Source organism: Bacillus basilensis (genome assembly GCF_050630465.1).
GTDB classification, from domain to species: domain Bacteria; phylum Bacillota; class Bacilli; order Bacillales; family Bacillaceae_G; genus Bacillus_A; species Bacillus_A basilensis.
On record NZ_JBNTQO010000005.1, the window covers coordinates 395,718 to 407,858 of the forward strand.

Genomic DNA, 12,141 nt, shown 5'->3' on the forward strand with positions numbered 1-12,141 from the left:
AGGAATAGACTATAAAATTTGTGTTGTAGTAGCAGAAGCATTTGGACAAGCACATGTTTACGTATAAATAAAATGGAGGCGAGAAGGTTGGTTTTTAATAGAGTTTCAAAAGAATTAGCAGGCATAGTACTTATTGTTATTTTTCTCTTTTTATTATTTTTTGTAGATTTTACAAGCCTAGCAAATTTACACAAAAGTGTGCCACAAGTATGGTTGAATGTGAACACACTCTTTTTAAGTATTATTTTTGAAGCAGTACCTTTTATTTTATTAGGCGTAATCGTTTCTTCACTCATTCAAGTGTTTGTGACAGAAGATATGATTCAAAAAGTAATGCTGAAATCTCCAATTGTTGCAATGATTCCAGCAGTATTTGTGGGGATTCTTTTTCCAATGTGTGAATGTGTCATTATACCAATTGTAAGAAGGCTCATTCAAAAGGGGTTACCTCTTCATGTTGGCATTGTTATTTTATTAAGTGTACCTATAATGAATCCAGTTGTTCTTTTATCTACCATATATGCGTTTCAAAAAAATGATTACGTTGTATATGCACGCTTTGGGATAACAATTCTTGTTGCTCTATTCATAGGTCTAATTGTGTATTATTGCTATCGCGGGAGAAATGTTTTAAAAGACGTAGAGGTTTCCGTTCAAAAAAGCAAAAATAAGAGTTGGAAAGATGTTATAAATCACACTGTAGATGAGTTTTTTGATACTGGTAAGTATTTATTAATTGGTGCTTTTTTAGCAAGTGTATTTCAAACGTTTTTCGATCGGAATGTACTGGATACAGTAGCACATAACGAAGTAATTGCTCCAATTATAATGATGGGATTTGGTTATGTTTTATCAATTTGCTCTGCAGCCGATGCGTTTATAGCCGCATCTTTTGGACATGTTTTTTCGGTAAAGGCGCTTCTCGCATTTCTTGTGTTTGGACCTATGCTTGATATGAAAAATACGTTCATGCTATTTGCATATTTTCAAAGGAGATTTGTATTCTTTTTGATTGGAATTATTATTTTATCGGTGTACACAGTCGTGCAAATTACAATGTTATAGGAGGTGAGAGACAATGGAGAAAGAGGAGCAGAAAGCATATCATCGTTATATCCGTGGCATTATTTTAATTGGTTTAGCAATGCTCTTATTTAAATTACTTGTAACCGGAAATATATATAATTTTATCGCTCCAAAAATGATTAAATTTATGTATATAGCTTTTGTAGTGATCTTACTTCTTGGTTCTTTACAAGTTTGGAGAGATGGGAGAGAAAAACAGGATGATTGTAATTGTTGTAAGCATCATACAGAATCAAAATTAGGGATGAAAAGTTTGTTTGTATATGTTTTATTTGTTGTTCCGATAATTAGCGCTTTTCTCTTTGGAAGTGTAACAATTGATGGAAGTTTAGCAGGAAAAAGGGGTATGAATCAAAGTGCCCAAGCGATAAGTATGAAAAAGAACGAAATAGAAGGAAGGCAGGTTAATTCAGATTGGCGAGAAGTATTAGTTGATCAAGATGAAATTTCGAATTTATCAACAAATTATCAAACAGAAGAGCAATTAACAAAAAGTATGTTAGGGCAGCGTAAAATACAAGTAGAGGATAAGGACTATGTTCAAACAATGAGTATAATTGGTCAAGATGTTAATGGATTTAAAGGGAAAGAAATTACATTCGCAGGGTTCATATATAAGGATAGAGATGTGACGGGGAATAAAGCAGTAGTGGCTCGATATGGCATAACTTGTTGCATTGCAGATGCATCGGTCTGGGGGATGATTGTTATGGGACAAGATGTTGAAAAAATTTCAGAAGAAACATGGGTAAAAGTAACAGGGATATTAGATAAAACGACATATAAAAGAACGCTATTTCCACTTGTGAAAATTAGTAAAGTGGAGAAAATTAATAAGCCAACAGACCCATATGTATATGATGCTTTACCACAATAAAAAAGGATTAATTCTTCATATTTTCATGAAATAGAATCATAATCATGACGATAAAAAAATAAAGATAAGAGTAATTTGGTTTGTTAAAAATATGTGTAGAAGGAGATAAGCGATGAACTGGGTTACTCATAAACCAACATTTGAATTTGATAATTTTAGTCCATTTATTCGTGCGAATACTGCCTGGCTTGGGCATTTGGAGTTCGCATACGATTTAGTAAGATTTGAAAAACCAGAAATATTAGTTGAGCTAGGTACACATCTAGGCGCTTCTTTTTTCAGTTTTTGTCAAGGGGTAAAGGATGGGGGATTAGCTACAAAATGTTTTGCTGTAGATACTTGGACAGGAGACGGGCATACAGGTCCATATGGAGAAGGTGTTTTCCAAATCGTAGATAAAGTGGTAAATATGAGTTATCCAAATATAGGTAATTTAATTCGGTCTACTTTTGACGAGGCTGTGGATCAGTTTCAAGATGGAACGATAAATTTGTTGCACATTGATGGCTATCATACGTATGAAGCAGTTTCTCATGATTATAAAACATGGTTACCGAAACTTGCGAATAACGGTATCGTGCTATTTCACGATATTGAGGTGAAAGATCGAAACTTCGGTGTGTATAAATTTTGGGATGAGGTCAAAGCGAAGTATCCTCATTTTCAGTTTGAGCATTCATATGGGCTTGGAGTGTTATTTCCGAAAGGTTGTAGCGATAATTTTGTGGAAATCCTTAAAAATAAAGAAGAAATACAAGATATGTATAAATAAAAGTGGAGCACGCATCATTTGAATGATGTGTGCTTTTTTTATGTGGGGAATAATGATAGTCCTTAAAACGGTGAGCATAATAGTAAAAAGTTTTATGGTAGCAAATATAAAAAAAGTTACTCTTTGATTGTTAAATATAAAAAATGTAACATTTTTTATATTTTCCATTGCGAAAAGTAGCATCTACTTTTACAATAGAAAAGGTGTCCATATATTATACTGGAAAAATAAATCGAAATAATATGAAAATTTTGTTTTGTCTTCGCTAATTGTATATTACATACATGTAAGACGACATACGTCATGTTATCGACTTGTAAGGAGAGAAAAAAATGAAAAGTGTAAGATTACCATCGATGCTAGAAATCATAGTTCTTTTATTACTATTTCTTGCTGTTGTCTTTTCCTTCCAAACGATTTTTGATCTCCCAATTCAATTAGCGCTATTTATTTCATGGTTTTTAGTAATTGCGCTTGGATTAAGATTAGGATTTCGTTATCAAGAATTGCAAGATGCAATTACGAAAGGGATTTCTAACGGATTAGAAGCAATACTCATTTTAGTTGCAGTAGGTGCTTTAATTGGAACATGGATTGCTGGTGGTGTTGTACCAACATTAATCTATTATGGATTAGAATTTATTCATCCTAGCATATTCCTATTAGCAACATTAATTATTTGTTCGATAACTTCTATCGCGACAGGAACATCATGGGGAACAGTTGGAACAGCAGGTATTGCTATGATGGCAATTGGTGAAGGTCTTGGGTTACCATTACCACTTGTTGCTGGTGCAGTTCTTTCAGGAGCTTATTTCGGAGATAAATTATCACCACTTTCTGATAGTACAGTACTTGCAGCATCTATGGCAAAAGTAGATGTTATTGCACACGTACGAGCTATGCTCGTATTAGACGTTCCAGCGTATATTATCACTAGCATTATGTTTACTGTAGCTGGTTGGATGTATGGCGGAGATAACGTAGATTTAAATCGAGTAGAATTTTTAAAGGAATCATTATTAAAACACTTTGATATTAAAATATGGATGTTAGTTCCGGCGATCATTGTCATTGTACTATTAGCAATGAAGAAACCGTCTATGCCAACAATTGCAATGGGAGCATTAATTGGTGCAATTTGGGCAACTCTTTTCCAAGGAATGAACTTTGGAGATGCGATTGGAACAGCGTATAACGGATTCTCAATTCAATCTGGTGTTGAGTTTGTTGACAAGTTATTAAACCGTGGTGGAATTAACGGTATGCTTGGCTCAGTAGCCGTTATCATTTTCGGTTTAGGATTTGGTGGATTACTTGAAAAACTAGGTGTTTTAAAAGTGATTGTATCAAAATTTGAGAAGAAATTAAATTCTGCGGGTAATGTAACATTGTCTACATTAATCGTAGCATTCTTAGCCAATATATTTGGTTGTGCGATGTATGTATCACTAATTTTAACACCGAAAATTATGGAAGATAGCTATGATAAATTAAAAATAGACCGTCGTGTATTAGCACGTAACTCAGAAGTAGGTGGAACGCTAACTTCAGGTATGGTTCCATGGTCTGATAATGGTATTTTTATGGCTGGTATTTTAGGTGTAGCAACGTTCTCATACGTTCCATTTATGTGGTTAAGCTTTGTTTCATTAATCTTAGCAGTTATTTATGGATATACAGGCAAATTCATTTGGTATGTGGATGATGCAGATAAAGGAAAGCAAGCATCATAAAATGAAAATCACCTTCTACAACATGTAGAAGGTGATTTTTTTATTTGGTAATAGTATTTGCTAAAGTTATTTCGTTCTCATAATTAGCAATTTTTTGTTGTATCTTTTTTAAGTTTTTTTCAGTGTCTTGAATGAGCTGTAAGACATTGGTCTCCTGTTGTTTCATTAATTCCAACCGTTGAAGGATAGTAGGTTCTCCCTCCATAGACCAGTCGATAAATTGTTTTATTTTTTGAATTGGCATACCGGTGTTTTTTAAGCATAAAATCATTTCTAAATATTTCAGTGCTTCTTCGTCAAAAACTCGATCCCCTTTTTCATTTCTTTGAAGAAAAGGGAACAGTCCTTGTTTATCGTAATAACGTATTTGAGAAATAGTTAAGTGTTGCATTTTGGCGACTTGACCGATCGTATAATACATAGAATTCATCCTTTTACTACCAAGTTATAATTCCATCTTTATTTAATATTTTACCATTATAGTTTGTTTCACTTACTGCATATTTAATAATAATTTTAGCACTTTCATTGGTCGTATGGCCACCTGGGGAATTACCATTAAGGTCAGTAGTTGTAAAACCGGGAGTTACTCCAAAAATTTCTGGGCCGTTTGTACTAAATTCTTTACTAAAAGCTAATATTAAAGCATTAATAGCTGTTTTTGAAGAATTATACCCTAACGCATTAATTGGATGTGTTTCACCATTAGCAAACATTGTTAATGAAGCCATGTCAGTTGTTATATTGATAATTTTACTGTTGCTTGATTTCTTTAATAATGGTAAAAAGGCTTGCACCATTTGGAATGTTCCAAAAAAGTTAACTTCAAATCCTTGACGTAAAGTTTCAATATTTAATTCACTAGGTAGCGTGTTGAAGTCTAGTGCTATGCCTGCGTTATTGATTAATAAATCTAAGTGGTCAGTCGTTTCATGAATTTTCTTGTTTGCTTCTTGAATGGATTGTGAACTTGAAATATCTACTTGAATATAGGAAACGTTTGATACATGTAAAGATTGTACAGCTTGTTGTCCAAGCTGTTTATTGCGAGCGCCTAAAAATACGTGATAATCTTTTTCGGCTAATTGACGAACAAGTTCATATCCAATTCCTTTATTCGCACCTGTTATGAAAGCATATTTTTTCATATTGAATTCCTCCAGTATTGTTATAGTAGGTTACAAAGGAAAGGATACAGCCTAAACTTAAGTTTAGGTCAAGAGGAATTTTTAAAAATAAATACAGAATATCTATATATAAGAGTGAGAATCCTTATCATTTAAGAGAAAGTCTGTTATTATAAGAGATGTAGGTATTTTATTTTCAAGGGGATGAAAAAATGGAGTACAGAATTGAAAGAGATACAATAGGAGAAATAAAAGTTCCAGCTGATAAATTATGGGCAGCACAAACACAACGTAGTAAAGAAAACTTCCCAATTGGAACAGAGCAAATGCCGCTTGAAATTGTAAAAGCATTTGCAATTTTAAAGAAGAGTGCAGCGCTTAGCAATCAAAAATTAGGAAAGCTATCAGAAGAAAAAGCAGAAGCAATTGTGGAAGCAGCAGATGAAGTAATTGCAGGGAAATGGAATGAACATTTTCCGCTTGTCGTCTGGCAAACGGGTAGTGGTACACAGTCAAACATGAATGTGAATGAAGTAATTGCAAACCGTGGGAATCAAATTTTGAAAGAGAAGGGATCTGATGTACATATTCATCCGAATGATGATGTGAACATGTCTCAAAGTTCAAATGATACATTTCCAACGGCGCTTCATGTAGCGTGTGTAATCGCAGTAGAAAATCACGTATTACCAGCAATTACGAAATTAAAAGAAACTTTAGCAGGAAAAGTAACTGCATTTGAACATATTATAAAAATTGGTCGCACACATTTGCAAGATGCAACGCCGTTAACATTAGGACAAGAAATTAGCGGATGGCACCGTATGCTTGAAAAAACAGAGCGTATGATTGCAGAGAGCAATACATATATGAAAGAGCTTGCGATTGGTGGTACTGCAGTTGGAACAGGTATTAATGCTCACCCTAAATTTGGTGAGATGGTATCAGAGGAAATTAGCCAATTTACAGGTAAGCAATTTATTTCTGCGCCAAATAAGTTCCACGCATTAACGAGCCATGATGAAGTTGTATATACGCATGGTGCATTAAAAGCATTAGCAGCTGATTTGATGAAGATCGCGAATGATGTGCGCTGGTTGGCAAGTGGTCCACGTAGTGGTCTAGGAGAAATTATTATTCCGGCAAATGAGCCAGGAAGCTCTATTATGCCAGGTAAAGTAAATCCAACACAAAGTGAAGCGTTAACGATGGTTGTAGCGCAAGTGATGGGAAATGACGCAACAATTGGATTTGCTGCTAGCCAAGGTAATTTTGAGTTAAACGTATTTAAACCAGTTATTGCATATAACTTCTTACAATCCGCTCACTTATTAGCAGATGCAATTGTTTCATTTAATGATAATTGTGCAGTTGGTATTGAAGCAGATGAAGAAGTAATTAAAGAGAATGTGAATCGTTCATTAATGCTTGTCACAGCATTAAACCCGCACATCGGATATGAAAATGCAGCGAAAATTGCGAAGCATGCTCATAAAGAAGGGTTAACTTTAAAAGAAGCAGCACTGCACTCTGGGTTACTAACAGAAGAACAATTTGATGAAATTGTAGATCCGAAAAAAATGATTGCTCCGAAAGAATAATAGAAAAAGCCAAGGTTCTTAGTATAGAATCTTGGCTTTTTTAATATTTATCTTTTCTATTTGTATTACTGTAAGTGCCAAACTATATTATTTGTTAGTAGGTATATTCAATACTTTCATATGTGGACAGTTTTCTTTTAAGAGTGAAATGAACTTTTCTTCTTTTTGGGGTACAAAAACAGTTACTGAGTCAAATAAATTGTAATGTAGTTCTAATTGCTGTCTAGTCCATTTTTTTGAATGAAGTTTTTTACCAGAGTATTTAACATGACGAATGTCTTCAAAAGGAATTTCAGTATGAAATATGAAACCGTGTTTTACAATAAGAGATGACGCGGTTATATGGTAGTGAGAAAAATAGAATGAAGCAAGATTAACGACATTTAGCACCATCATGAGAGTGAAAAAAATAGAATTTTCATTTTGGAAGAATAACGAAATGAAAAAAATTATGATAAATAATGAAATAAAAATGACGTGAAATGGATTTTTTTTCGCTTTAAATTTCAAGTTAGTCACCCCGGTATACGTGTTCTTTAGCTAAATTAAATCATAACATCTTGATAAAACGTGTAAATATGCAGAATTGCATATTCCTTCGGCTTATTATTCATGTAAAATTTCTTGATGGGATAAATTCAAAAGAAGTTTTGTAATAGTGGAGTGGCATGAAGTGACTTACAAGAATAGAAAGGTAGCGTTAGTCATAATTAGTTGTATGATAATTATGGGTAGTTGTGCTAATAAATTTATTGAGGATGGAAACCGAAAGCATACATTTGTACAGGTAAGTAAAGCTTTAGTAGAGGTTGTAAATAGAATATATAATGAGTAAAAGGTGTTTTCGTATACGAAAACACCTTTTTGTAGTTAAAATTGAAGGCTGAAGTTTTGGAATGTGTGAATACCAGTCCCATGTTTAATCAGCTCTTTATCATTTAAATATTGAATAGCATATTTCACTTCTTTCAATATAACAGGTGAAAGGCCGAGGGTATGATGTGAACCAAAAATTTGTTTAATAGGAAAGAGGTTTGTAATTGTATTTAGAGACTGAACTAAATCTACAGGGTTTGTTGATGGATAAAATGCAAAAATCGTGCCTTCATAAAGTAAATCTCCTGTGAATAAAAAAGCAGTTTCATAATCGTATAGGCAAATATGCCCCGGTGAGTGACCTGGCGTATGTATAATTTGAATTTTCCTATTTCCGATATCAATCATATCTCCATCTTGTAGTAATTTTATTGGTGTTCCTTGAAAGGGTTTGAATGTTTTAGGTTGAAATGTTTTAGGTGTAGGTAAAGTAATATCACGAGCGATGTCGTGCCTAATTTGAGTAATAGGAAGTCCTTTTATGCCATTAATGAGCCAATCCGCTTCTAAAGCATGTACATAGATTTCTTCAAATTGTGCGTGACTACCGATATGATCCCAATGGACATGTGTTGTGACAACAGTAATTGGTAAGTTTGTTAGTTGGTCAGTTATACGCTTCAGATTATCGATACCTAGTCCAGTATCGATAAGGAGTGCGGTAGTATCGCCTACAAGTAAGAAGGAATGTACTTTCTCCCAATGTCCATATTCACTAATCGCATATGTATTTTGGGCAATTTGTTTAACAGTAAACCATGGGTCTTGTAAAATAGTCATGTTTTGTTTCACATCCTATCGTAATTCATTCATTAAATACATTCGTTTTTTGTTGCTTGATTTCCTTTTTAAAGAATATCTAATAGATGTTTTTATAAAAGTTTATAAAATAGGTAAACGAAACATTGAAATGTTTATTTTGATTGTGTTAAGATGATGAAGTGATAATAAACGATGTTGAAATTTGTTTGTTTTTAGATAAACATTTTGAAGGAGTGTTTAGTATGAGTGATATTTCAGAGAAGTTTTGGGATGCGTCGGTGGAGGAATTGAAAAAAGGGTATGTGTTTGATGAGGAAACAGAGGAGTATATTTGTTTAGCTTGTGGAGAAACGTTTATTAAGGGAGTTATTTATCAAGATAATCAAGTTTTGTATGATGCAGAGAAGTTTGTACAAGTGCATGTGCAAAATGAACATACGTCTATGTTTGATTATTTAATAAATCTTGATAAGAAGTATACTGGTGTAACTGATTTGCAAAAGAAGATGGTTCAGTTTTTCCATATGGGGCTGAATGATAAAGAGATTGTAAAAGAGATGGATGGCGGAAGTACATCAACCATTCGCAATCATCGATTTACACTTCGAGAGAAAATGAAACAAGCGAAAGTGTTTTTAGCGTTAATGGAACTGTCAGAAGAAAAATCAAAAGTACAAACGAAATTTGTATCTATTCATAGAACAGCAACGATGGTAGATGATCGTTACAATATTACAGAAGAAGAAAATGATGAAGTATTAAAAGCTCATTTTACAGAAGGATTAGATGGACCGCTTTCTAAATTCCCGAAAAAGCAAAAGCGTAAATTAATTATATTACGCCATTTAGTGACGAAGTTTGATAGTAATAAAAAGTACACTGAAAAAGAAGTAAATACTGTCATAGAAAGCGTATACCCGGATTTCGTAACTTTAAGAAGATATTTAATTGAATATGGATTTTTAGATAGAACAGCTGATGGAAGCCAATATTGGGTGAAGTTATAATAGTACGGAAAAAAATGAATAGAAGCACATTATAATAACAACTATACAAAGAGATGGAAGTTGAAAAACAGATTTTTATTAAAAGGAGAAATGAAATTTGAAACCACCTACAGATAACAATAAAGAAGGTGCGGAGTCACATAAGTTAGAAAGTGAGAGTAAACCGATATGGAAATCGATGTCCATGTTTTTAGTACCGTTACTATTAAGTAATGTATTACAATCAGTTGGACAATTATTTGGGATGGTAGTAGTAGGAAGATGGCTTGGAGTTAATGATTTAGCGGCCATATCAGCATTCTTTCCGCTATTTTTCTTACTCGTTTCATTTGTAATTGGTATTGGTTCAGGAAGTTCTATTTTAATTGGTCAGGCGTTTGGTGCTAAAAACGAAGATCGTTTAAAAGCTATCGTTGGTACGACGCTGACATTTACCTTTATTATTGGAGTTGTATTGGCGATAATAGGCAGTATTTTTGCGATGGATATTATGCGCCTTATGGGAACGCCAGAAAATATTATTGAGATAAGTGTACATTATGCACGTATATTATTTATATCGATGCCAGTATTATTTTTATATTTCGCATACACAACATTTATGAGAGGTACAGGAGATTCTAAAACGCCATTTTACTTTTTAATTGTAAGTACAGCGCTAAATATGATTTTATTACCAATTCTTATTTTTGGATGGTTAGGAGCTCCGAAATTAGATGTGTATGGGGCAGCCTATGCTTCTGTTATATCTACAGTTATTACGTTTATTGTTATGCTGATGTATTTAAAGAAGAAAAATCACCCATTACAACTAGATGGCACGGTTAGAAAATATCTTCGAATGGATGGGGAGTTATTAAAGTTATTGCTACGACTTGGTATTCCAGCAAGTATTAATATGATATTAGTTTCATTATCTGAAATTGCGGTAATCGCGTTTGTAAATCGTTACGGTTCGGATGCAACAGCGGCATATGGCGTTGTAAACCAAGTTGCAAGTTATGTACAAATGCCAGCAGTTAGCCTTGGTATTACAGTTTCCATTTTTGCGGCACAATCAATTGGGGCGAATCAATTTGATCGATTGCAGAAAGTTGTGAAGGCCGGAATTATTATGAACTACGTCATCGGTGGTGTGCTAATATCTCTTATTTACTTGTTCTCAAGAGACATTCTATCACTATTTTTAACGAGTCAAACTACAATTGAAATTGCTCATAGCCTAGTTATGATTACATTATGGAGTTATTTAATCTTCGGTCATGCGCAAATTATTAGTGCGACAATGCGAGCAAGTGGTACAGTATTATGGCCAACTGTTATCGGCGTTGTATCAATATGGCTTGTTGAAGTACCTGTAGCGTATTACCTTTCTTACCATACAAGTCTTGGCATAGAAGGAATATGGATTGGGTACCCAGCAGCGTTTATTGTCAGCTTAATACTACAATATGCATATTATAAGCTTTCATGGCAGAAGAAACGAATTACACGATTAGTGAGTTAAACATTGAAAATGTCCCTAAGTTATTTTACTTAGGGACATTTTTTGTAAAGGTATCTTTATAAATAGCTTTTTAAAGTAATATCAAAATGTTGTCTAATGAGTTTGTTATCACTCATATAAAACTCCCACGCTTTCTCTGGTTCACCGATAATTTCAAAAGATTCTTCTGTAATATATAAAGCGCAATTATCCTCTAGTGCAATTCCTTCTATATTACCTTGATGATTTTGTAAAAAGGAATGGAAGGCGTTCATTCTATTTAATTGATTATAATGTGGACAAAACCTTTTGTTCACAATCCCCCAGCCGTTGCTCTCTATATAACCAGAACCTTCATAATCTGATCGGATGCTAGAGGTGAACCAACACATAGCACCAGCGCTGTACCCGGCAATGAGAGTTCCTTGCTGCAGAGCCAATAGTAATTTTTCATCGAGTTTATGTTCTTTCCATTCTGTAATCATTTGAATATAGTTCCCGCCGCCAAGATAAATTAAATCGGCTGATTGAATCATTTCGTCTAGTTCATATTTAGAAGGTGTATCGGCTATAATACGTAAAATTTGTACTTCACAGTGTAATTGTTTTTCGAACGTGTCTAAAAATAATGTTATATAACTTTCATCATCATGACTAGCTGTTGGAATGAATAATACTTTTGGATACTGTTTATTTGTTAATTCTATAAGTCGCTCATTAATAGGCAAGTGATTTGAATCTTGTAAATCACCGCCACCAATGACAGCTAATTTCATAGTAAAGCACCACCTAATCATTTTTGTTATATAAA

General features: G+C 33.7%; 12 protein-coding genes. 7 read left to right on the forward strand and 5 right to left on the reverse strand.

Annotated elements, in window-relative coordinates:
• The first annotated feature begins 87 nt into the window (after positions 1-87).
• The 4 genes from ACQVV1_RS14025 (at position 88) to nhaC (ending at position 4,471) form a co-directional block, all read left to right on the forward strand.
• Complete coding sequence (locus tag ACQVV1_RS14025) at positions 88-1,065, forward strand: permease (protein WP_242251331.1); 978 nt, start codon at positions 88-90, stop codon at positions 1,063-1,065.
• A 13-nt stretch (positions 1,066-1,078) separates the two neighbouring features.
• Positions 1,079-1,963, forward strand: coding sequence for a TIGR03943 family putative permease subunit (locus ACQVV1_RS14030; protein ID WP_431169006.1), 885 nt, complete (start codon positions 1,079-1,081; stop codon positions 1,961-1,963).
• 112 nt (positions 1,964-2,075) lie between these two features.
• Positions 2,076-2,735 (forward strand): class I SAM-dependent methyltransferase, encoded by a 660-nt coding sequence (locus tag ACQVV1_RS14035; protein WP_063224028.1) that lies wholly within the window; start codon positions 2,076-2,078, stop codon positions 2,733-2,735.
• A 332-nt stretch (positions 2,736-3,067) separates the two neighbouring features.
• A complete protein-coding gene (nhaC, locus tag ACQVV1_RS14040) occupies positions 3,068-4,471 on the forward strand; it encodes a Na+/H+ antiporter NhaC (protein WP_309259966.1) in 1,404 nt (467 codons plus the stop codon).
• A gap of 40 nt (positions 4,472-4,511) precedes the next feature.
• Here the strand turns inward: nhaC and ACQVV1_RS14045 are convergent, their stop codons facing one another.
• Together ACQVV1_RS14045 and ACQVV1_RS14050 are read right to left on the reverse strand one after the other, a co-directional pair.
• The gene (locus ACQVV1_RS14045; RefSeq protein WP_242251338.1) at positions 4,512-4,892 is read right to left on the reverse strand and encodes a MerR family transcriptional regulator; all 381 of its coding nucleotides are present in this window, start codon (positions 4,890-4,892) and stop codon (positions 4,512-4,514) included.
• 16 nt (positions 4,893-4,908) lie between these two features.
• The gene (locus ACQVV1_RS14050; RefSeq protein ID WP_242251340.1) at positions 4,909-5,619 is read right to left on the reverse strand and encodes an SDR family NAD(P)-dependent oxidoreductase; all 711 of its coding nucleotides are present in this window, start codon (positions 5,617-5,619) and stop codon (positions 4,909-4,911) included.
• Positions 5,620-5,810: 191 nt separating this feature from the next.
• On the opposite strand from ACQVV1_RS14050, the gene fumC reads away from it, so the two are divergent.
• Entirely contained in the window at positions 5,811-7,199 is a 1,389-nt protein-coding gene (fumC, locus tag ACQVV1_RS14055; RefSeq protein WP_242251342.1) for a class II fumarate hydratase, read from the forward strand.
• An 87-nt stretch (positions 7,200-7,286) separates the two neighbouring features.
• Here fumC and ACQVV1_RS14060 read toward each other — a convergent pair whose 3' ends face one another.
• Together ACQVV1_RS14060 and ACQVV1_RS14065 are read right to left on the reverse strand one after the other, a co-directional pair.
• Positions 7,287-7,709 (reverse strand): PH domain-containing protein, encoded by a 423-nt coding sequence (locus tag ACQVV1_RS14060; protein ID WP_242251344.1) that lies wholly within the window; start codon positions 7,707-7,709, stop codon positions 7,287-7,289.
• Positions 7,710-8,069: 360 nt separating this feature from the next.
• Positions 8,070-8,855, reverse strand: a complete 786-nt coding sequence (locus tag ACQVV1_RS14065; RefSeq protein ID WP_242251345.1) for an MBL fold metallo-hydrolase — start codon at positions 8,853-8,855, stop codon at positions 8,070-8,072.
• Between the two features lie 224 nt (positions 8,856-9,079).
• On the opposite strand from ACQVV1_RS14065, the gene ACQVV1_RS14070 reads away from it, so the two are divergent.
• Positions 9,080-9,844, forward strand: coding sequence for a DUF2087 domain-containing protein (locus ACQVV1_RS14070; protein ID WP_242251346.1), 765 nt, complete (start codon positions 9,080-9,082; stop codon positions 9,842-9,844).
• A 97-nt stretch (positions 9,845-9,941) separates the two neighbouring features.
• Positions 9,942-11,351 carry an MATE family efflux transporter gene (locus ACQVV1_RS14075; protein WP_242251347.1) on the forward strand — a complete coding sequence of 470 codons (1,410 nt, stop codon included), beginning with the start codon at positions 9,942-9,944 and terminating at the stop codon, positions 11,349-11,351.
• A gap of 56 nt (positions 11,352-11,407) precedes the next feature.
• Here ACQVV1_RS14075 and ACQVV1_RS14080 read toward each other — a convergent pair whose 3' ends face one another.
• Positions 11,408-12,106, reverse strand: coding sequence for a peptidase E (locus ACQVV1_RS14080; protein ID WP_242251348.1), 699 nt, complete (start codon positions 12,104-12,106; stop codon positions 11,408-11,410).
• Between the last annotated feature and the right edge of the window lie 35 nt (positions 12,107-12,141).